This is a genomic window from Streptomyces solicamelliae (assembly GCF_045348655.1).
Lineage (GTDB): Bacteria > Actinomycetota > Actinomycetes > Streptomycetales > Streptomycetaceae > Streptomyces > Streptomyces solicamelliae.
Genome location: NZ_CP160404.1, coordinates 6,753,390 through 6,774,785, shown reverse-complemented (window position 1 = coordinate 6,774,785; position 21,396 = coordinate 6,753,390). Strand labels below are relative to the sequence as shown.

At 72.8% G+C, this 21,396-nt stretch carries 16 protein-coding genes; 9 read left to right on the top strand and 7 right to left on the bottom strand.

Features of this window, described 5'->3' with window-relative positions:
* Positions 1-86 precede the first annotated feature (86 nt).
* From ABZO31_RS31215 to ABZO31_RS31205, 3 genes are read left to right on the top strand one after another with little or no spacing between them, the layout of a single operon-like run.
* On the top strand, positions 87-815 hold the full coding sequence (locus tag ABZO31_RS31215; protein WP_406864684.1) for a hypothetical protein: 729 nt from the start codon (positions 87-89) through the stop codon (positions 813-815).
* A gap of 46 nt (positions 816-861) precedes the next feature.
* Positions 862-3,291 (top strand): WD40/YVTN/BNR-like repeat-containing protein, encoded by a 2,430-nt coding sequence (locus tag ABZO31_RS31210; RefSeq protein ID WP_406864683.1) that lies wholly within the window; start codon positions 862-864, stop codon positions 3,289-3,291.
* 11 nt (positions 3,292-3,302) lie between these two features.
* Positions 3,303-4,019: a TSUP family transporter gene (locus ABZO31_RS31205; RefSeq protein WP_406864682.1), complete on the top strand. Its 717-nt coding sequence runs from the start codon at positions 3,303-3,305 to the stop codon at positions 4,017-4,019.
* A 38-nt stretch (positions 4,020-4,057) separates the two neighbouring features.
* Here ABZO31_RS31205 and ABZO31_RS31200 read toward each other — a convergent pair whose 3' ends face one another.
* The 3 genes from ABZO31_RS31200 to ABZO31_RS31190 form a co-directional block, all read right to left on the bottom strand.
* The gene (locus ABZO31_RS31200) at positions 4,058-4,738 is read right to left on the bottom strand and encodes a class I SAM-dependent methyltransferase (RefSeq protein WP_406864681.1); all 681 of its coding nucleotides are present in this window, start codon (positions 4,736-4,738) and stop codon (positions 4,058-4,060) included.
* 83 nt (positions 4,739-4,821) lie between these two features.
* Positions 4,822-5,325, bottom strand: coding sequence for a GNAT family N-acetyltransferase (locus ABZO31_RS31195; protein ID WP_406864680.1), 504 nt, complete (start codon positions 5,323-5,325; stop codon positions 4,822-4,824).
* A gap of 103 nt (positions 5,326-5,428) precedes the next feature.
* Positions 5,429-6,853 (bottom strand): tetratricopeptide repeat protein, encoded by a 1,425-nt coding sequence (locus tag ABZO31_RS31190; RefSeq protein ID WP_406864679.1) that lies wholly within the window; start codon positions 6,851-6,853, stop codon positions 5,429-5,431.
* A gap of 212 nt (positions 6,854-7,065) precedes the next feature.
* Between ABZO31_RS31190 and ABZO31_RS31185 the strand changes: the two genes are divergently transcribed.
* Positions 7,066-8,871: an ATP-binding SpoIIE family protein phosphatase gene (locus ABZO31_RS31185; protein ID WP_406864678.1), complete on the top strand. Its 1,806-nt coding sequence runs from the start codon at positions 7,066-7,068 to the stop codon at positions 8,869-8,871.
* A 350-nt stretch (positions 8,872-9,221) separates the two neighbouring features.
* On the top strand, positions 9,222-10,613 hold the full coding sequence (locus tag ABZO31_RS31180; RefSeq protein WP_406865536.1) for an alpha/beta hydrolase family esterase: 1,392 nt from the start codon (positions 9,222-9,224) through the stop codon (positions 10,611-10,613).
* A 215-nt stretch (positions 10,614-10,828) separates the two neighbouring features.
* Here ABZO31_RS31180 and xdhC read toward each other — a convergent pair whose 3' ends face one another.
* Genes xdhC through ABZO31_RS31165 form a run of 3 tightly spaced genes read right to left on the bottom strand, consistent with a single transcriptional unit; the run spans position 10,829 to position 15,496 of the window.
* Positions 10,829-11,638 carry a xanthine dehydrogenase accessory protein XdhC gene (gene xdhC / locus ABZO31_RS31175; protein WP_406865535.1) on the bottom strand — a complete coding sequence of 270 codons (810 nt, stop codon included), beginning with the start codon at positions 11,636-11,638 and terminating at the stop codon, positions 10,829-10,831.
* 1 nt (position 11,639) lies between these two features.
* On the bottom strand, positions 11,640-14,024 hold the full coding sequence (gene xdhB / locus ABZO31_RS31170) for a xanthine dehydrogenase molybdopterin binding subunit (protein WP_406864677.1): 2,385 nt from the start codon (positions 14,022-14,024) through the stop codon (positions 11,640-11,642).
* Positions 14,021-15,496 carry a xanthine dehydrogenase small subunit gene (locus ABZO31_RS31165; RefSeq protein WP_406864676.1) on the bottom strand — a complete coding sequence of 492 codons (1,476 nt, stop codon included), beginning with the start codon at positions 15,494-15,496 and terminating at the stop codon, positions 14,021-14,023. The genes xdhB and ABZO31_RS31165 overlap by 4 nt, the downstream gene beginning before the upstream one ends.
* A gap of 453 nt (positions 15,497-15,949) precedes the next feature.
* Here ABZO31_RS31165 and ABZO31_RS31160 point away from each other — a divergent pair, with 453 nt between their 5' ends.
* From ABZO31_RS31160 to ABZO31_RS31145, 4 genes are all read left to right on the top strand, one after another.
* Positions 15,950-16,831: a CPBP family intramembrane glutamic endopeptidase gene (locus ABZO31_RS31160; RefSeq protein WP_406864675.1), complete on the top strand. Its 882-nt coding sequence runs from the start codon at positions 15,950-15,952 to the stop codon at positions 16,829-16,831.
* A 16-nt stretch (positions 16,832-16,847) separates the two neighbouring features.
* Positions 16,848-18,101 (top strand): sensor histidine kinase, encoded by a 1,254-nt coding sequence (locus ABZO31_RS31155; RefSeq protein WP_406864674.1) that lies wholly within the window; start codon positions 16,848-16,850, stop codon positions 18,099-18,101.
* Positions 18,053-18,697, top strand: coding sequence for a response regulator (locus ABZO31_RS31150; protein WP_406864673.1), 645 nt, complete (start codon positions 18,053-18,055; stop codon positions 18,695-18,697). The genes ABZO31_RS31155 and ABZO31_RS31150 overlap by 49 nt, the downstream gene beginning before the upstream one ends.
* A 93-nt stretch (positions 18,698-18,790) precedes the next feature.
* Complete coding sequence (locus ABZO31_RS31145) at positions 18,791-19,498, top strand: response regulator (RefSeq protein WP_406864672.1); 708 nt, start codon at positions 18,791-18,793, stop codon at positions 19,496-19,498.
* A gap of 48 nt (positions 19,499-19,546) precedes the next feature.
* Here ABZO31_RS31145 and ABZO31_RS31140 read toward each other — a convergent pair whose 3' ends face one another.
* Positions 19,547-21,274 carry a GAF domain-containing protein gene (locus ABZO31_RS31140; protein ID WP_406864671.1) on the bottom strand — a complete coding sequence of 576 codons (1,728 nt, stop codon included), beginning with the start codon at positions 21,272-21,274 and terminating at the stop codon, positions 19,547-19,549.
* Between the last annotated feature and the right edge of the window lie 122 nt (positions 21,275-21,396).

Below are 21,396 nucleotides of genomic sequence, written 5' to 3'. Positions count from 1 at the left end.
CTGTCCGGAGAGACGATGAAAACGCGCTGCGGCCATGATTCCGCATCCCACATCCCGCGTTCTGCGAAGTCCCACCTGGGGGCCGGATGACGAGAGTCCCGCGTGGTGTGGTCGACGAGCACGGTCGGCAGGCCGTCGTGCACGACCACGAAGGTGCGCTGATGGCATTGGACCTGGAGACCGGCGCGCTGCTGTGGCGCCGCGATCCCCCTCTGCGCCCGTGTGCTCTGCACGCCGGTTCGGTGGTGGCCCTGCGGATCGGGCGGGCGCCGGCGCTGGTGGTGGTGGTGCTCGACGCCGCGAGCGGTGCGGACCGCTGGGTGTCGGAGCCGGTCGCCCTGCCGCCCTGGGCCCGCTGCACCCTCGACGACACCCCCGAGTTCACCCTGCGTACCGAGCCGGACGGCGAGGCCGTGGTGCTCCGCTGGGTCGCCCGGTCGCGTTACGGCGGCGGCGCCGCGCCGAGCGCTCAGGTCCTGGAGGAGTCCCGGCGCGAGGCGCACGGAGCGCTCCGGGTCGATCCGGCGCGCTCCGGCCGGGTGGAGGTGCTGCCGGAGGCGGAAGCGCTTCCGGCGAGCGTCGACGGCGCCGCTGCGGAGGTACCACCCCGCGTACCACCGGAGGCGCCCCCGTACGAGCGGCCCGCCGGTGTGCTGGACGAGAGCCTGGTGGGTGGTGTCCGCGTGGAGCTCGTCCGCCGTCCCGACTCCGGGGCCGTCGTCCTGAGGGCCGCGGATCCCCGGACCGGCGCGCGCAGGTGGGAGGTGGAACTGGACCGCACGACCCCGAGGCGGGCACCCAGACTTCCGCCGTAGCCTCCCCGCACCCCCGCACCGTCTCATCCCGAACAGAGGTGCCGTCATGGCCATCTCGGACGAAGAAGTCGCCCGGGCGAAGGACATCAGCGTCGAGCAGGTGCAGTTGCTGTGCCGGGCCCGCGGGACGACGAACGAGACGCTCGCGGCCCTGCCCGATGGCGCGGTACGGCGGGCTCTGCTCCGCCTCGACTTCCCCGATCTGCCCACCGCCCGTGGGCTCTTCCGCCTCAAGCAGGAGCGCAGCGACGACGGCAGTGTCCGGCCGCACGGCCTGGGCGCGGCCTACATGCAGGCGGAGACGCTGCTGAGCCGTGCGGCCCCGCCGCTGACCGCGGGCGTGCCGACCGGTCCGAACGGCCACCGGGAGGGGCCTGCCCCGACGGCCGGGATGCAGCTGACCGACTGGGTGTGGCTGGGTCCCGGGAACATCGGCGGGCGGACCCGCGGCATCGTGATCGACCCGGCGGACGCGGACCGGTTGTGGGCCGTGAGCGCCGGCGGCGGGGTGTGGCGCACCGAGGACGGCGGCGGCCGGTGGGAGCCCGTCGACGACTTCCTGGAGAACCTCGCGTGCGCCTGCATCACGATGGACCCGTCCGACCCGTCCACGATGTACGTGGGAACCGGTGAGGCGTTCCGGAACCTCGACGCCATCCGGGGCAACGGCATCTTCCGTACGACCGACACGGTCACCTGGTCGCCGCTCGCGGCCACCCAGACGCCGGACTTCCGGTTCGTGAGCCGGATCGCGGTGTCGCAGTCGGGGAAGGTCGTCCTGGCGGCCACCTCCACCGGGCTCTTCCGCAGCACCGATCCCGCGCGGGCGCAGTGGACGCAGGTTCTGGACGTCCCGCTCGGGGACGTCAGGTTCGATCCCCAGGACAGCGCCAAGGCGGTCGCCGGGGCGCTGCGGGACGGCGCGGCCTGGTTCAGCCGTGACGGCGGTGTCACCTGGGACCTCTCGGACGGCGGTCCGTGGAGCGGCCGGGTCGAGCTGGCCTACGCGGCGAAGGACCCGGACATCGTCTACGCGTCGGTCCAGATGACCACCGGGCAGATCTGGCGCTCCCTGGACGGCGGCAGGACCTACACGAAACGGAAGACGCTCACCCCCGACGGCCTGCCGTCGGAGTATCTGGCCGAGCAGGGCTGGTACGACAACGCCATCTGGGCCGGCGACCCGACCGACTCGGATCTGGTGCTGGTGGGCGGCATCGATCTGCACCGCAGTACGGACGGCGGCGACCGGCTGGCCGAGATCAGCTCGTGGTGGGACCCCGGCTCGGCCCACGCCGACCATCACGCCATCGTCTCGCACCCCGACTACGACGGGGTCACCAACCACACGGTGTTCTTCGGCAACGACGGGGGCGTGTACCGGGCGGACGACCTGAGGGTCGTCGGAAGCGAGCCGGAGCCTCCGTTCGTGGCCGGCTGGACGGAGCTGGTGAACGACTACGGCGTGACGCAGTTCTTCGCCGGTGCGGGCCACACCGGCAGCGGGAAGATCATCGGCGGTGCGCAGGACAACGGCTCGATCGCCTTCGACCCCGCCCTCGGTACCCAGGACTGGCGGGAGTTCTTCGGCGGTGACGGCGGCTGGTGTGCCTCCGACCCGACCGACCCGGACGTCTTCTACGGCGAGTACGTCTACCTGAACATCCACCGCAACACCGACGGCGCCACGAGCGACGACACGCAGGGCGACCGTTACATCAGCGGTCAGTTCTTCAACTTCGCGAGTCGCCGGTGGGACTGGAAGCCGGTGCCGTTCCGCATCACGGACGCGAAGAACAAGGACGCGCTCTTCATCGCGCCGTTCGTACTCGATCCGAACGACGAGAACCGGATCCTCGCGGGCGGGCTGTCCCTGTGGCGGACGAACGACGCCAAGCGGCCGAACACCACCGTGGACGGGCCGAGGTGGGCGGCGATCAAACCCAACGCCGGCTCGATGATCAGCGCGATCGCGGTGGCGCGCGGTGACTCGGACGTGGTGTGGGTGGGGCACGAGGACGGCCTGGTGTTCCGTACGACCGAGGGCACCGCGGCGACGCCGGCCTGGCAGCGCGTCGGGGCGACGGGGCCGCGCCCCCTCGCACCACGGCGGTACTGCACCGGCATCACCGTGCATCCGACGGACCCGGACACCGCCTACGTCACCTTCGGCGGGTACGAGTCCGGCAACCTGTGGGTGACCACGGACGGCGGCGCGGGCTGGAGCGGTCTCGCCGACGATCTGCCGCCCGCCCCGATCCGGGCCCTGGCGGTGCATCCGCGGCGGACGGACCTGCTCTACTGCGGCACCGAAGTCGGTCTGTTCGCCAGTGAGGACGCCGGGGCGACCTGGTCTCCGACGAACGAGGGGCCGACCAACTGCTCGGTCGACGATCTGTTCTGGATGGACGAGTCGCTCGTGTGCGTGACGCACGGCCGCGGGATGTTCCGGATCGATCTGTCGACGGTCCCGTAGGGCGCGCGCCGATGGATCCGCTTCTGCTGCCGGTCGTCCTCCTGGCTGTGGCCGCCGCCTTCGTTCTGTCCGCCTCGGCAGGGTTCGGGGGCAGTCTGATCCTCGTGCCGACGCTGGCGCTCGTGCTCGGCACGAAGTCCGGGGTGGCGTTGGCGGCGCTTCTCCTCGGCGCCAACAACCTGGTCAAGGTGTACGCGTACCGGGCGACCCTGCCGTTCCGCAAGGCCGCCGTCGTGATCGTGCTGGTCGCCGCGGGGGCGTTCCTGGGGTCCAAGCTGCTGGTCTCCGCTCCGGAGCAGGCGGTGACCCTCGCGGTCATCGTCGGGTTCGCCGTCGCGTTCCTGCTGGAGACGCTCGACCTGACCCGCTGGCGGCGGGCCGGCTCACCGGTGCTGGCCTTCGCCGCGGGGGCGACGTCCGGATTCAGCGGTACGTCCGGCCCGCTCAAGGGACTTGCGGTCCGCGGACTGGGCCTGGACCGCCTCCACCTCGTGGGCGCGCTGTCCCTGGCCTCGCTCGTCGGGGACCTCACGAAGACCGCCGTCTGGACGGACGCCGCGCTGCTGACGGGCGGGGACTATCTCGTCGCCCTGGCGTGTCTGCCGCTGATGTTCGCGGCGACGTTCCTCGGCAGACGCTTCAACACCAGGATCGGCGAGCGGGGTTACACGGGCCTGTTCTGGACGGTGATGCTGGGCTACACCGGGCGTCTGCTGGCGGGCCTGTAGGGGCCGGTGGGGCGGATTCGCGCGGCCGCGCGAATCCGCTACGGCTGGGCGCGTTCGCCGGGCAGGGTCTGGGTGACGCGCCACAGACGGCGGGGCAGGCCGCCCTCCTCGAAGGGGTGGACCTCGTCCAGGGTCCAGCCGTCGGCGAGGGCGTCGACCAGGGGGCGGTCGAAGAAGTGCACGGCGAATCCGCCGTGTTCGAAGATGTCGTCGCCGTGCGCGGTACCGGCGCCGTAGTGGGCGTCACCGGTGTGCCGGACCGTGTAGACGAAGACGCCGCCGGGTCGCAGCACGCGGCGCACCTCGCCCACCAGCGCGTGGATCTCCTTCGTGGACAGCGCCATGCACAGCAGCATGTGTGCGAAGACCGCGTCCACCGACCCGTCCGGCAGCGGCAGCGGTTCCCGGACGTCGTGCACCGCGGTCGTCACACGGCCGTCGACGCCCTGCCGTACGGCGGCGGCACGCAGCTGCTCCAGACCGACGGCCGAGAAGTCGGCCGCCCGGACGGTGAACCCCTCACGGGCGAGGTACAGGGCGTCGCGCCCGTGGCCGGCGCCGAGTTCCAGGACGTCACGGGCGCCGGCCGCACGGAAGACGGCGGCCGCGTGGACCGCCGGGGCGGACGGCTCCTCGCCGTACATGCCCGGGTGGTCGCCGTAGGTGTGCTGCCAGTGCACCCGCTGCGCCCCGGCCAGGTCCTGCCCGTCGTCGCTCACGTTCCTCGTCCTCTCCCGTCCGGGTGAGGCGAGCGTACGCTCCGGCCGGCGTCACCGCCGTGTGCGACCGTCCCGGACCCGCGTCACGGCAGGTTGCGTGTCAGCCACGCCACCTCGCCGCTCTCCTCCGTGGAGACGTGGTCCCGCTCGAAACCGAGCTTCTCCAGGACGCGGAGGGACGCGGTGTTCCACGTCGCGACGGTCGACCAGAGCCGCTTCCGTCCGGTCGCCGCCGCGGCCTCGAGCACCGCACGGGCCGCCTCGGTGGCGTAGCCGTTCCCGTGCACGCGCTGGAACAGCTCGTACGCGATCTCGGGCTCCTCCAGGGTGGTACGGCCGATGATCAGTCCGCAGTAGCCGATGAAGTCGCCCTCGTCGCGGCGCTGGATGGGCAGCAGCGCGATCCCGGTGTCCTCCGTCGCCGCGAGCAGCTCCCCGATGGACTTCCGTATGCGCTCGACCGGGGGTGTCCCCTTGCCGCGTTCGGAGAGGAGGGCGCTGAACTCGGCCGCGTCCGACTCGGCCCACGGCCGCAGGATCAGCCGCTCGGTCTCCAGGTGGAACGACATCGCCTCGTAGGTAGCCATGGGCCACACTCTGCCGCACCGGTCACCACCAACGGGCGGCAGGACGCCGCCACTTCGAGTCGATCTTGATGCGGGTACGCTCCCTGGGCATGACACGCGTTGGTCAGAGGCTGGTGGTCGTGAGGTCACCGGTGCGGCCCAGGGCGGCTGCGCGGTCGCGGGCCACGGCCGCGCGGGCGGCGTCGCCCAGGGAGTCCGCCAGGCGGGCCCTGGTCAGCCAGTTGTACGGGCTGTCCGGGCGCAGCGCGGTCCGTTCGCTGATCAGGACCCGGGCCATGTCGTGCCGCCCGGACCTCAGGGCAGCCTCCAGGAGGGTCTTCTGGAGTGCGTCCCGCTGTGCGTGGCTGCCGCCGAACTCGTGGAGCCGGCGGCGCAGCGGCCACAGCAGTTCCACGACGGTGTCGTGGTCCCCCGCGGCGTGGGCGACCAGTGCCTCGCACACGGGAAGGCCCACGGTCGCCGTCATCGCGTGGTTGGTGAGGGTCCGCGTGTCCGGCTCCGCCAGCCAGCGCCGGCGGTCGGCGATCAGCCGTTCCGCGTCCGCGACGCGCCCGGCGCCGACGTAGGCCATGACCGCGTGGACGTCGTTGAAGGCGTAGAAGGGCGGATCGGCACGGGCCGCCCAGGCGTCCGCGAGGGCCTCCCAGCGGCGGGTCTGGTCAGAGCCCGCGAGATGGAACCGCCACAACATGGCCGCCGCGTCGAGAAGTTCCATCGCCAGGCCCCTGGACTCCTCGTTGTGCAGGGCCGCGTCGTAGATGCCGAGCGCGGTGTCGGTCCGGCCCGCCTCCAGGGCGTAGAGCGCGTAGTGCCACCAGTTGTGGACCGTCAGGAAGTTGCCGGCGGACCAGTCGCCGGTGCGGGCGTCGAGGAAGGCGATGCCCTCGGCGAAGCGGCCCTGCATCTCGTAGGTGTGGACGACGGCGTGGATGGCCCAGACATCGTGGCGGTTCCGCTCGACCGCGGCGGAACCCGTCTCCCGGGCGTGGGTGTAGTGCCCGGACTCCTCCAGGCCGAAGGCGTACATGCCCAGGAGCGGGCCCCAGTGCGGGTCGTCCTCCTCCCAGGCGGACAGCGCGCCGCCGATCCTGTCCCGCAGGCGCAGGGCGTCACCGGTGAGGAAGTCCAGCTGGTGCCCGACGAAGAGCGCGAGCGCGTCGCGCGGGTACGCCACGGTCAGCTCCTCCAGGAGCGCGCTCCCGCGCCGTAGATCGCCCGCGAGCAGGCTCTCGGCGGCGGCCGTGTGCAGGCGCTCCCGCGGGGGCAGCCCGGTACGGTCGAGGCCGGAGGCGAAGTCCTCGAAGCGCCGCCGTGCCGCTGCGGCGTCCTCCGGCTCCGTGCCGAGCACACCCAGGTACCCCGCGAACGCCTGCGCGACCGGTGCGGCAGGGGCGGCCGCGAGGAGGTCGTCGACCGCCTCGGCCACCGCGGGGCGGAAGAAGAGCAGGTCCTCCACGGCACGGTCCAGATGCGCGGCCGCCTCTGATGTGCCGTTGTACAGGTCGTGACCGTACCGGTCGGTCGCCAACACTCATCACCTCGTCAGGAGAGTCGGGGAATCGGGGCTTCGGATCGGGGGAGTCGAATCCGGGAGCCAGACCAGTAGAGCGAGCAACAGGCGCCGGGGCACAGTCCCTGAACAGGTGATCCGAATCGAGTAGGGGTACCTGGAGGCGCCGCGGCCGTTTCCGGTGCACACTGGGCACCAAGAGGCGTCGAGTCCTGTTGGGGGCCGAAAGAGTGAACGACGGCAGTGGCAGACGGCGCCTGCCCAGCCGGGGCTCCGCCGGGCGGGACCCCGCGCGACGACGCTCGGCCGGCGCGAACGTGCGGTTCCGCCGGAGCCGAGGCGTCCTGCCGCCGGACCGGTTCACCACCCGCAGCCGTCTCGCCTGGCTGAATTCCGCCAGCTCCCGCATCGGCACCACCCTGGACCTGGAGCGCACCGCGCAGGAGCTCGCCGAGTTCACCGTGCCCCGTTTCGCCGACGGGGCGGCCGTGGACATCCTCGAGAGCGTCCTGCGGGGCGACGAGGGCTCCCGGTGGACCGAACCGGGCATCCCGCCGATGCGGGCCACGGCGCTGTGCGCCATCGAGGAGCTCTCCACCCTGGAGCCGACCCCGGTGGGCGAGACCTTCGTGCACGCCGAGCAGCCGCACGAGACGCTGCTCCACCGGTACGTCCTGCGGCAGGGCAAGCCGGTGCTGCTGAGCCGGATGCGCGACGACGACTTCATCCGCGTCGCGCCCACCGCGAGCGCCGCCGCGCAGATGCGTGCCGCCGGCGTGCACAGCTACCTGGCCGTGCCCCTGATCGCCCGCGGGCTGCTGCTCGGCAGCGCGGACTTCGTGCGCGGCCGCGGAACCCCGCCGTTCTCCACCACCGACCTGGCGCTGGCGGAGCAGCTCGCCTCCAAGGCGGCGGTCTTCATCGACAACGCGCGCCTGTACGGGCGCGAGCGCGAGCACGTCGTCTCCTTGCAGCGCTCCCTGCTGCCGCGCGTCACCCCGGCGACGCCGGGCCTGCTGGTGCACTCCGAGTACGCGCCCGCGGCAGCGCATCACGGCGTGGGCGGGGACTGGTACGACGTGATGGCCCTGCCCGGCGGGCGGACGGCCCTGATGGTGGGTGACGTGATGGGGCACGGACTGCCCGCCGCCGCCACGATGGGGCGCCTGCGGACGGTGGCCCGCACGCTGATGACCCTGGACATGGCCCCCGAGCGGATCCTGGCGCGGCTCGACCTGGCCACCCGCGACCTGGAGGACGAACAGGTCGCCACCTGCCTCTGCGCGGTCTACGACCCCGCCGACTCCTCCTACACGCTGGCGAGCGCCGGGCACCTGCCGCCGCTGCTCCTCGACGGGCGGGGCGCCGCCGACTTCGTCCCGGTGCCGACCGGGGCGCCCCTGGGCGCGGGGGTGATCCCGTACGACCCGCTGCGGCTGCGCGTCCCGGACGGCGCCCACCTGGTCATGTACACGGACGGTCTGATCAAGTCCCGGGACGAGGACGTGGACGCCCAGCTGGACCGGCTCCGTGCGGCGGCGCTGAGCCTGCCGCCCGGGTCGCTGGAGAAGGGCGGTCTGGTGGAGCGCGCCCCGGTCGGCGCCGCCCGGTTCGACGAGGCGGTGCTCCTCGTCGCCACGAGCGCCGTGCTCCCGGCCGGGGACCTGCGGGTGTGGGAGCTGCCGCAGGACGGCCGGGCCGCCTCGGCCGCCCGTGGTCTCGTCACCGGCCAGCTCGCCGCATGGGGGCTCGAGGAACTCGCCGACGTCTCCGAGCTCGTCGTCTCCGAGCTGGTCGGCAACGCACTGCGCTACGGGAACGGTCCCGGCGAGCTGCGGCTGCTGCGCGGGGAGCGCCTCGTCGTGGAGGTGTCGGACACCGGCCCCGACCTGCCCCAGATCCAGCACGCGGACCTCAGCGACGAGGGCGGACGGGGCCTTCAGCTCATCAACATGCTGTGCCGCCGCTGGGGTTCGTCCCGCACGGTCACCGGCAAGGTGGTCTGGGCGGAACAGAACATGCCGTCCTCGGTCTAGCGGTCGGCCGGGGCGTACCCGCGCCACGGCGGAGGCGCCATCGGCGGCGGTCTCGTGCGCGCGCGTCGCCACACCGCCCGGTGGCGGGCAAGGGATGCGGACGACATGGGCGCGGGTGGGTAGTGGGGTGCGTCGCCATGTCCCCGGTGATGGGAACCGCCGTAACTTCCCGGTCAACTCGGGGCAGCGCAGTGGTGTCCGGCCCCACCGGACATCGAGGCCCCGTCCCCCACCCACGCTAGCGACGAGGCGATCTGATGCACCTTCGTACGTCACTGAACCGACGGTTCGCCGCCGCGAGAGCCCCACGCTCGCTGCGCGCGTCCCTGGCGGCGTTCGCGCTGACCGTGATGACCGTACTCGCGGGCGTCACCGCGACCCCCGCGCAGGCCGCGAGCCTCTCCGAGGTCACCGGCTTCGGCTCCAACCCCGGCAGTCTCCAGATGTTCCGCTACGTCCCGGACGATCTGCCGGCCGGCCGGCCGCTGGTGGTCGCGCTGCACGGCTGCACCCAGAACGCGGCGGCCTACGACGCCGAGACCGGCTGGACGAAGTGGGCCGACGAGTGGAGGTTCGCCCTGCTGGTGCCGCAGCAGCCGCAGGCGAACAACGCCAACAGGTGCTTCAACTGGTTCCAGTCCGGCGACTTCTCCCGCGGCCAGGGCGAGGCGCTGTCCATCAGGCAGATGGTCGACAGGATGGCGGCCGACCACGACACGGACGCCTCCCGGGTCTACGTCTCCGGTCTGTCCGCGGGCGGCGCGATGACGTCGGTCATGGCGGCCGCGTACCCGGACGTCTTCGCCGGTGCCGCGGTGGTCGCCGGCATCCCCTTCGACTGTGCGCGTGACGTGGTGGCGGGGTTCGGCTGCATGAGCCCCGGCAAGAACAACACCGCGCAGCAGTGGGGCGACAAGGTCCGGGCGGCGTACCCGGCGTACTCCGGGAAGTACCCCACGATGTCGGTGTGGCACGGCACGAGTGACACCACCGTCAACCCGATGAACATGACCGAGATCGTCGAGCAGTGGACGAACGTGCACGGCACGGACACCACCGCCGAGGTCAGCGACTCGGTGCAGGGCTACCCGCACAAGGTCTACCGCGACGGCTCCGGCAAGAACGTGGTCGAGTCGTACTCCATCACGGGCATGCCGCACGGCCAGCCGGTCGACCCCGGCACCGGCGCCGCCCAGTGCGGCACGTCGAGCCAGTACCTGCCGGACACGGACATCTGCGCCTCGTACGCGATCGGTCGGTTCTGGGGCCTGGACGAGCCCGGTGACGGCGGCGAGGACCCCGCGCTGCCCGCTCCCGCAGGGCTCTCCGTGACCGCGACCGCCGACACGTCCGTCTCCCTGGGCTGGAACGCCGTCGACGGCGCCGCCTCCTACCGCCTGTACCGCGACGGCACCCAGGTCGGCACCCCGTCGGCCACGTCCGTGACGGACACCGGCCTCGCGTCCGGCGCCACGTACCGGTACGCCGTCGCCGCCGTCGACGGCACCGGGAAGGCGGGCGCGCGCTCCGCCGAGGTGACCGCGACCACGACCGGCGCGGTCCCGCAGTGCTACACGGCCGACAACTACCGGCAGGTCGCCGCCGGCCGCGCCACGCACTCGCTGGGCCGCGTGTACGCCGTCGGCTCCGGTCAGGACATGGGCCTGTACAACACGTTCGAGACCCACACCCTGAAGGAGACCTCCCCCGGCTACTACGTGATCGCCGACTCCGGCTGCTAGGGGGTGTCTGACAATTCCCCGTGGAAGAAGGAGCGGCGTCCGGTGCGTGCGATCGCAAGGCGCCGGAGAGCCCTCGTAGCGGAGCTACTAGGGCTTTCCGGCAACGCGGCGAGCGTGCGTGCCGGGCGTCGCGACGCCGCGGGGAATTGTCAGACACCCCCTAGTCCCGTCCCCCGCGGCGGCGGTCCCTGCTCACCCGGGGAGCCGTCGCCGCGTCAACGGACGTCGCGTTCGAAGGCCACCAGGAGGTCGGCCGCGACGCTCACCGCGATCGTGGCGGGCTCCTTGCCGGCGATGCCGGGGAGTCCGATCGGGGTCTTGATCCGGTCGATGGTGGCGGCGTCGTGGCCGCCCTCGGTGGACAGACGGTGCCGGAAGCGCGTCCACTTGGCCGCCGAGCCGATCAGTCCGATCGAGCCCAGACCGTCGGTACGCAGCGCGGCGTCACACAGGGCGGCGTCCTCCGCGTGGTCGTGGGTCATGATCAGGACGTGGGTGCCGGGCGCCAGCTCCTCCAGCACCTCCTCGGGAAGCAGCGGGGTGTGGTGCACGTGGATCTGCGCCATAGCGTCCCCGAGCACGCCGAGCCGTTCGTCGGTGAGCATGTCGGGGCGGGTGTCGATCAGGTGCAGATCGATGTTGTGGCGGGCCAGGATGCGCGCCAGTTCCAGTCCGACGTGCCCGATGCCGAAGATCGCCACCGCCGGAACCACCGGCAGCGGCTCAAGGAGCACCGAGACGGCGCCGCCGCAGCACTGCACGCCGTGCCGGCCGGTGACCTTGTCGTTGAGGGCGAAGTCCATCAGCTCCGGCTCCGGTTCGGACTTCTCCATCAGCTCACGCGCCCGGTCGATCGCGACGGCCTCGATGTTGCCACCGCCGATCGAGCCCCAGGACTCGGACCGTCCCACGACCAGCTTGGCCCCGGCCTTGCGAGGCGCGTGGCCGCGCACGGTCGCGACGGTCACGAGCACGCCGGGTTCCCGGCGAGCCCGCAACCGCGCGACCGCGGCGACCCAGGGCATGTCAGGCATGGCTCAGTGCGCTTGCGACTGCGGGGACCTCGCTGCTCTGCGCGTCCCCACCGCGGGCGGCCTCGATCGCCCAGTACACGGCCTCCGGCGTCGCGGGCGACGCCAGGTCCACGCTGGTGCCCGCGGGCCCGAACGCCGCGGCGGCCTGCCGCAGCGCCTCGCGCACCGAGAACGCCAGCATCAGCGGAGGCTCGCCGACCGCCTTGGAGCCGTACACCGCGCCCTCCTCGGTGGCGTTCTCCAGCAGGGTGACGTGGAACTCCTCGGGCATCTCCGAGAAGCTCGGCAGCTTGTACGTGCTCGCCGCCTGCGTCTGGAGCCGGCCGCGGTTCGGGCCGTCGCTGGTGTCCCAGCGCAGGTCCTCCAGCGTCAGCCAGCCCGCGCCCTGCACGAAACCGCCCTCGACCTGACCGATGTCGATCATCGGGGAGAGGCTCTCGCCGACGTCGTGCACGATGTCCACGCGGCGGATGCGGTACGCACCGGTGAAGCCGTCGACCTCCACCTCGGTCGCCGCGGCGCCGTAGGCGAAGTACTTGAACGGGGTGCCCCGGAACGACTTCGCGTCCCAGTGGAGTCCCTCGGTCCGGTAGTAGCCGGACGCCGACAGCTGGACGCGCTGGAAGTACGCGGTGCGCACCAGGTCGTCCCAGGCCAGCTCCTTGTCGCTGCCCAGGACGCGCGCGACGCCCTCGACGATGCGCACGTCCGACGCGTTCCCGCCCAGCTGGGACGAGGCGACCTGCAGCAGCCGCTCGCGCAGCTGCTCACAGGCGTTCTTGATCGCCCCGCCGTTCAGGTCCGCACCGGAACTGGCCGCGGTGGCGGAGGTGTTGGGCACCTTGTCGGTACGGGTCGGGGCCAGCCGGACCTTGTGCAGCGGGATGCCGAGGGTGGTCGCGGCCACCTGGATCATCTTGGTGTGCAGGCCCTGGCCCATCTCGGTGCCGCCGTGGTTGATCAGGACGGAGCCGTCCTTGTAGATCAGCACCAGCGCGCCGCCCTGGTTGAAGGCGGTGAGGTTGAACGAGATGCCGAACTTGATGCCGGTGATCGCGAGCGCCCGCTTGGTGTGCGGGTGCGCGGCGTTGAACGCGGCGATCTCGCGCTTCCGGTCGGCGACGCCGCCGTTCTCCTGCACCTGCTGCCAGACGGTGGAGATGCGCTCGGCCTGCGTGACCGGCTGACCGTACGGCGTCGTCTGACCCTGGCCCGGCTGGTAGAAGTTGCGCTCGCGCAGCTCCATCGGGTCCAGGCCGAGCTGCGGTGCGCAGCGGCCCAGGATGTCCTCGATCACCAGCATGCCCTGCGGGCCGCCGAAGCCGCGGAAGGCGGTGTTGGAGACCGTGTTGGTCTTGGCGATGAGGCCGGCGACGCGCGCGTTGGGGATCCAGTACGTGTTGTCGATATGGCACAGCGCGCGGGCGAGGACCGGCTCGGACAGGTCCAGGCTCCAGCCGCCGTCGGCGACCAGGGTGGCGTCGAGGGCCTGGATACGGCCCTCGGCGTCGAAGCCGATCTTCCACCGGGCGTGGAACCCGTGGCGCTTGCCGGACATGGTCAGGTCCTGGGTCCGGTTGAGCCGGAACCGGACCGGGCGGCCGGTCAGCTTGGCGCCGAGCGCGGCGATGGCCGCGAACCCGTGCGGCTGCATCTCCTTGCCGCCGAAGCCCCCGCCCATGCGCAGGCACTGCACGGTGATCTCGTTGGCCGGCACGCCGAGCACGTGCGAGACGATCTCCTGCGTCTCGGACGGGTGCTGGGTGCTGCTCTGGATGAAGATCTGCTCGTTCTCGTCGACCAGGGCCAGCGCCGCGTGGGTCTCGAGGTAGAAGTGCTCCTGGCCGGCGAACTGGAACTCGCCGGTGAGCACGTGCGCCGAGTCGGCGAAACCGGCGTCGATGTCGCCGTGCACCATCAGAGGCCGGGCGCCGTGGTAGCTCTCGGCCGCCATGGCGTCCTGCAGCGTGACCAGGGAGGGCAGTTCCTCGAGCTCCACCTCGACGGCCGCCGCACCCAGCCGGGCCGCCTCCAGGGTCTCGCCGAGCACCCAGGCGACCGCGTGGCCGTGGAACATGACCTCGTCGGGGAAGAGCGGCTCGTCGTGCTTCATGCCGGCGTCGTTCTCGCCGGGCACGTCGGCGCCGGTCAGCACGCGCACCACGCCGGGCACGGCGAGCGCGGGCTCGGTGCGCAGCGCGGTGATCCGGCCGCGCGCCTTCATGACCTGGACCGGGTACAGGTGCAGGACGTCCTTGGTGCGCTGGACCAGGTCGTCGGTGTACAGCGCGGTGCCGGTGACGTGCTGGTAGGCACTCTCGTGCGGCAGCGGGACGCCGACTGCGGGCTTCTCGGGACGCTCGGACAGATGACTCATGACGACACCGCCTCGGTGGTCTGTGCGTACAGCTTCAGCAGGCTCTGGCCGAGCATCGCGGAACGGTAGAGGGAGCTCGCGCGGTGATCGCTCATCGGCGTGCCCTCACCCCGCAGCACGCGGGCCGCGGCCTCGACGGTCTCCGCCGACCAGGGCCTGCCCTCCAGGGCCTCCTCGGTGGCGAGGGAACGGATCGGGGTGGCGGCCACGCCGCCCAGGCCGATCCGCGCCTTGCGGACGATGCCGTCCTCGATGTCGAGCGCGAAGGCGACGGCGACGCTGGAGATGTCGTCGAAGCGCCGCTTGGCGATCTTGTGGAAGGCGGTGACGGGCGCCAGCGGCAGCGGGATGCGCACCGAGCGGATCAGCTCGTCGGGGCGGCGCACGCTCTGCCGGTAGCCGGTGAAGTACTCCGCCAGCGGGACCACGCGCTCGCCGTCGGCGTCGGCGAGCACCAGCGACGCCTCGAGCGCGAGAAGCACCGGCGGGCTGTCGCCGATGGGCGAGCCGGTGCCCAGGTTGCCGCCGAGGGTTCCGCTGTTGCGGATGAGGCGGGAGGCGAACTGCGGGAACAGCTCGGCGAGCAGCGGGACTTCACCGTCGAGACGGCGCTCGATCTCGGTGAGCGTCAGCGCCGCGCCGATCTCGATGTGGTCGGACTCGACGCGCAGCTCGCGCAGTTCGGGCAGCCGGTCGATGGCGACCACGCACTCCGCCCTGCGGGAACGGATGTTGACCTCGACGCCGAAGTCGGTGGAGCCGGCGACGACCACCGCCTCGGGCCGCTCGCGCAGCACCTGCAGCGTCTCGGCCAGGGTGTTCCGGCGCAGGAACGTGCTGTCGTCCCGGGTGTACTCGGTGGCGACCGCGGCGGGCGGGGCCTGCTCGCGGCGCTGCGCCAGCGGGTCCTCGTCGGCGGGCTCACCGACGGCGAACGCGGCGTCGCGGATCGGGCGGTAGCCGGTGCAGCGGCAGAGGTTTCCGCTCAGGGAGTGCAGGTCGAAGCCGTTCGGGCCGTGCTCGGCGTCACCCTCGGCGTGGTCGGCCACAGCGCCCTCGTCGTGCGCACAGCGGTCGGGCCGGTAGTACTCGGAGGCCATGCTGCAGATGAATCCGGGCGTGCAGTAACCGCACTGGGAGCCGCCGCGGACCGCCATCTCCTCCTGCACCGGGTGCAGCGTGGCCGGCGTGCCGGGCTCGCCGACGGTGGCGAGGCCCTCGGCGGTGACGACCTCCTGGCCGTCCAGCGAGGCGACCGGGACCAGGCAGGCGTTGACCGCCACCCAGTCGGTGGGCTTGTTCACGCCCGGACGGGCCACCAGGACCGAACAGGCGCCGCACTCGCCCTCGGCACAGCCTTCCTTGGTGCCGGTGAGGCCACGCTCGCGCAGGAAGTCCAGCACCGTCGTGTGGGGGGCACACGGTGCGATCGGAGCGTCCTCGCCGTTGACTGTCAGTCGCGCCCCTACCATGACATATCCCCATTTCGATGCATTGTCGATCCCATTGTCCTACCTGTCATGTCAGGGGCCTTCTGTTTCGGTTGCGCAGCGCGAAGAAAGTCGGAGCGCACGTCGGGGTGCACGACGCGCCCCAGGCGGAGAAAGAAATCAAAAGAAGCCGGGGCCGCAAGAGGGCACGCCGGAAGAAGGCTGGCTAGCAGCCGTGTGCTACACGACCCGGGACCCAGGCGGCCCGGTGAGCGAGGCGATTCAGGTCGGAGAAGATCGACATCCGACATCGCCTCCTTTCGACAACTCACGAGTCGGTTTTGGTTGAAACTACGATGCCCCGGCTCATCGGTCAAGCCCTGTCCTGCACCTGGATACACCCCGGTCGGGTAGCCGGCCCCAGGGACCGGGCCCGCGCCCGGCGGCAGAGTCGTCGGGGACGGAAACGGAACCGAGCGACGGGGAGGCCGCGGCATGCGGGTACGGGGATGGGGACGGGGTCGGGGCTGGAAGGCGGAGGCGGGGGTGTTCCTCGCCGTCGCGTTCGTGGCGGCGGGGCTTCTGGGGGCCGTGCAGCCGGCGACGGGGATTCCGCCCGAGGTGGTCCAGCTGACGCAGTTCGGGCCCGCGGCGGCGGTCCTCGTGGTGGCGCTGCTGTGGCCCTCTCGGATCCGGCGGCGGCTGGCCGGGGCGCTGCCGGCTCAGGGGGCGACCGGGGCGCTGTCGGCTCGGGGGGCGGCCGGGGCGCTGTCGGCTCGAAGGGCGGCAAGCCCGGGGCGGGCCGCCCGGTGGCTGCTGCTGACGGCGCCGCTGATCATCGCGCTGTCGGCGGGGGCGTACGGGTGGGTGCACGGGAGCGCCGTCGTCACGGATCCGCGGTCCCTCGCGCATCCCTTCGCCCTCGTCGTGGTGGCGCAGTTCGTGGGCGCCTGCGGGGAGGAGATCGGCTGGCGGTGTCTGCTGCAGCCGCTGCTGCGCACCCGCTTCGGGCCGGTCACCGCCTCGGTGCTGGTGGGCGCGGTGTGGGGCGTGTGGCACGTGGGGGTGTTCGCGCAGGCGCCGGCGTACGCGGCGGGGTTCCTGGCGGCGACCGTCTCGATGTCCGTGGTCCTCGGGCTCGCGCTGGAGCGGATCCGGAGCGGCCGGCTGCTGCTCGCGGGCGGCTTCCACGCCCTGGTCAACCTGGGGATGCTGCTCTTCATGGACGAGGAGTCCGGCGCGGTGGTCCCGATGCTGCTGTTCGGGGGCGCGTGCCTGGTCGTCGCCGTGGCGTGGGCGGTGGCGGCGCGCAGGGCGCGAACGGGCGTACGCGACCCGGGGGTTACGATCGCGGCGACGCGACGGAGCACGCTCTGACATGGGGGAACGACCGGTGGGGAGAGCACGGGGGGCCTGGACGGCCCTCGGGCGGTGCCAGCGGCACTCCCTGGACGCCCTCGTCCTCCCCCTGTACGGCGGACTCGTGGTGGGCGCGCTGCTCCTGCTGCCCGTGGGCCTCGGCCTCCTGCTCCTGCCGTCCGCCGCGGCGGCCCTGCGCGGCCGCTCCGACCGGCAGCGCGCCCGGGCCGCCCGCTGGTCGGGCGTGGCCGTCAGCCCGCCCGAGCCGCTCCCCCGCACGGCCAGGGCGGTCCTCGGCGACGCGGGCTTCTGGCGCGATCTGCGCTGGGCGTGGTGCGAGCCGCTGACGGGCGGGCTGCTCGTCGCGGTGCCGCTGGCCCTGTTCTGGTACGGGGTGTTCGGCGCGCTCGTGCAGCCCTTCGTGTGGCGACTGCTCGGCGACGGCAACTGGTACGCCTTCGTGCCCGTCGGCTCCCCCGCCACGATGCTGGCCGCGCTGCTCCTCGGCCTCGGGTTCGTAGCGGCCGGGGTGGTCCTCGCGCCGTGGACGCTGGCGGCCCACGCCCACTGGAGCGGGCGGCTGCTCGCCCCGCCGTACACGACCGAGCTCGTCCGCCGCATCGACCACCTCACCGGCACCCGGGCCGACGCGCTCGACGTCCAGGCCGCCGAACTGCAGCGCATCGAACGGGACTTGCACGACGGGGCGCAGGCCCGCCTGGTGGCGCTCGGGATGACGCTGGAGGAGGCGACCCGGCTCCTCGACAGCGATCCGGCGGCCGCCCGGGCGCTCCTCGTCGAGGTGCGGGCCGCCTCGGAGCGGGCCCTGCAGGACCTGCGGGAGCTGGTGCACGGCATCCTGCCGCCGGTGCTCGCCGACCGGGGGCTCGGCGACGCCGTGCGCTCGCTGGCGCTCGACAGCTTCCTGGACGTCCACGTGGACGTCGCCCTGCCGACCGGGCGGCTCCCGGCGGCCGTGGAGTCCGCCGCGTACTTCGCGGTCGCCGAGCTGCTCGCCAACGCGGCGAAGCACTCCGGCGCCCGGGAGGTCCGCGTCGCGCTCGGCCACCGCGACGGCGTGCTGCGGATCGGCGTCACCGACGACGGCCGGGGCGGGGCGGCGGCCTCGCCCGACGGCGGCGGGCTGGCGGGCGTACGGCGTCGGCTGCGCGCCTTCGACGGAACCCTCGCCCTGGACAGTCCCCCGGGCGGACCCACCCTCGCGACCCTGGAGATACCGTGCGCGTCGTCCTCGCCGAAGACCTCTTCCTGCTCCGGGACGGGCTGACCCGGACCCTCGAGGAGCACGGCTTCGAGGTGGTCGCCGCCGTGGACAACCACCCGGCACTGGTGCGGGCGCTGCGGGAGGAGCGGCCGGACGTGGCCGTGATCGACGTCCGGCTGCCGCCGGGCTTCTCCGACGAGGGCCTGCGCGCCGCGCTGGAGGCGCGCCGGGAGCGGCCGGGGCTGCCGGTGCTGATCCTGTCCCAGTACGTCGACCAGCTGTACGCACAGGAGCTGCTGGCCGGCGGGGAGGGGGCGGTCGGCTACCTCCTGAAGGACCGGGTGACACACACGGCGCAGTTCGTCGACGCGGTACGGACGGTCGCGGCGGGCGGCACCGTCCTCGACCCGCAGGTCGTGGCCCGGCTGCTGGCGCGCGGCGAGGCCCGCGGGAACACCGCGCCGCTGACGCCGCGCGAGCACGACGTCCTGAAGCTGATGGCCGAGGGCCGGTCGAACGCGGCGATCGCCCACACCCTGCACATCAGCGAGAGCGCGGTCGCCAAACACACCGCGGGCATCTTCGGGAAGCTCGGGATCGAGCCGTCCGCCGACGACAACCGGCGGGTCCTCGCGGTCCTCGCCCACCTCCGCCGGTGAAGCCCCGGGTGCCGCACACCATGTGACGGCGGCGGCCGGCCGGACGGACAATTCTCAGGAGCGGGCACACAGCCACCGACCACAGGGGCAGCCATGACCGATCCGCCGGCAGCGGGCGCACCCACGCGGGTCTTCCTCGTGGACGACCACGAGGTCGTCCGCCGGGGGCTGCGCGATCTCATCGACGACGAGGCCGACCTGCAGGTGGTCGGGGAGGCGGGCACGGCGGACCAGGCACTGGCCAGGGGCCCGGCCCTGCGCCCCGACGTGGCCGTGCTCGACGTACGGCTGCCGGACGGCGACGGGATCTCCGTGTGCCGGGAGCTGCGCTCGCGGATGCCCGGTCTGGCCTGTCTGATGCTGACCTCGTTCGACGACGAGGACGCCCTGTTCGACGCGATCATGGCGGGGGCGGCGGGGTACGTCCTGAAGCAGATCAAGGGTTCCGACCTGGTCTCCGCGATCCGGACCGTGGCCACGGGCCAGTCGATGCTCGACCCGGCGACCACCGCACGGCTGATGCACTCGCTGCGGGACCCCGAGGGGGCGAAGGAGCCGGAGGACGAGCGCCTGGCCGCGCTGTCGGAGCGGGAGCGGTCGGTGCTCGACCTGATCGGCGAGGGCCTCACCAACCGGCAGATCGCCGAGCGGCTGTACCTGTCGGAGAAGACGGTCAAGAACCACATCTCCCGCCTCCTCGGCAAACTCGGGGTCGAACGCCGCGTCCAGGCCGCCGTCATCGCGGCCCAGGCCCACGAACACGCACGCGAGCGCGAGCAGGGCCACGGCACCGCGACGTAGCGGCTCACGCCGAGCCCCCACGTCAGCCTTCCCCCGGACGCCAGGCGCTCAGCCCCGGTCGTCGGCGAGCGGGACGCGCCACTCCAGCAGCGTGCCGCCTTCCGGGCGGGCGTGGACGGTCAGGTCTCCGCTCAGGCGTTCCGCTCGTTCGGCCATGTTCCGCAGACCACTGCGGGCGGCGCCCGGGGGGATGCCCGTGCCGTCGTCGGTGACCGTCACGGACAGAACGTCGTGCGCGACGGCCACCGAGACCTCCGCCCGGCGGGCCCGGGCGTGCCGGGCGACGTTGGTGAGGGCCTCGCCGACGACCGCGATGACCTCGTCGGCCGCGTCCGGCGGTACGTCGGTGTCGAGCAGACCCTCCATGCGCAGCGCGGGCGCGAAGCCGAGGGTGGCGGCGGCCGCGTCGACGGCCCTCACCACGCGGGTCCTGAGCTTCGGCGCCGCGCCCGAGGCGTCCCGCTCGCGGAGGCCGAAGATGGTCGAGCGGATGATCTTGATGGTGGCGTCCAGGTCGTCGATCGCCCTGGTCAGCCGGTCCACCGCCTCGGGGTGATCGACGAACCGGCGGGCGCTCTGCAGCGTCATGCCGGTGGCGAACAGCCGCTGGATCGCCAGGTCGTGCAGATCGCGGGCGATCCGGTCGCGGTCCTCGAGGAGGCTGACCTGCTCCGCGTCGCGGCGCCGGTCGGCCAGTTCGAGGGCCAGCGCCGCCTGCCCGGCGAATCCGGGCAGCGCGGTGCTCTCCGCGCCGGTGAAGGGCGGCCGGCCGTGCCTCCGTACGAGGATCAGCACGCCGCTCAGCCGCTCCTTCGTGCCGACCGTGACCGCCACCGCGGGCCCGAATCCCCGCCAGCGCTCCGGCTGCACGGTGACCCGCGCGTCGTGCTCGACGTCCGCCACCGTCACCAGGCCCTCCTGGGCGAGCGCCGCCGCGGCCAGGGTTCCCTCGCTGCCGGGCAGGACGACGCCGCGGTGCGCATCGGCGCCCTCGCCGTGCGCCAGCGAGCCCCGCAGTTCGCCGCCCGGCCCGACCAGGTAGAAGACCCCCAGGTCGGCCCCGGCGATGTCCACCGCCTGCTCCAGCATCCCGTCGAGGACCTCCGCCTCGGTCGTGCCGGAGAGCAGGGCGCTGGTGAGGTCGGCGTTGGCGGCCAGCCAGCGCTGCCGCAGCCGGCCCTCCTCGAAGAGGCGGGCGTTCTCGACGGCGACACCGGCCGCGACGGACAGGGTCGTCACCACCGCCTCGTCCTCGGCGTCGAAGTCGGCGCCGCCGCGCTTCTCGGTCAGGTACAGATTGCCGAAGACCTCGTCCCGGACCCGGATGGGAACGCCGAGGAACGAGTGCATCGGCGGATGGTGGGCGGGAAAGCCGTACGAGGCCGGGTGGTCGGCCAGCTCGGCGAGGCGCAGCGGCTTCGGGTTGCGGATCAGCTCGCCGAGGAGCCCGTGCCCCGACGGCAGGTCGCCGATCCGCTCGCGCACCTCGTCCGCGATGCCGACGGGCACGAACTCGGAGAGCCTGCGGTCCTCGCCGATGACGCCCAGCGCTCCGTACTCGGCGTCGACGAGGCTCACCGCCGCCTCCACGATGCCGCGCAGCACCTGCGGCAGGTCCAGTTCCCGGCCGACGGACATGACGGCCTCGAGGAGCCCGTTGAGCCGGTCCCGGGTACCCCGTACCTCGTCGATGCGGGCCTGGAGCTCGTCGAGCAGTTCGTCCAGACGGAGCCGCGGCAGCCGCGCGTCGGGGGATGCGCTCTCCTCCCCGCCCATCGAAGCCTCCGGTCGCGGCCGGGCGTACGGACGACGCCCCGTCGCGCTCTTCACCGTAGCCCGGTTGTCCGACGCGGTCCTGTCCCGACCCGCCCGGCGGCGCCGGGCGGGTCGGGAGGACT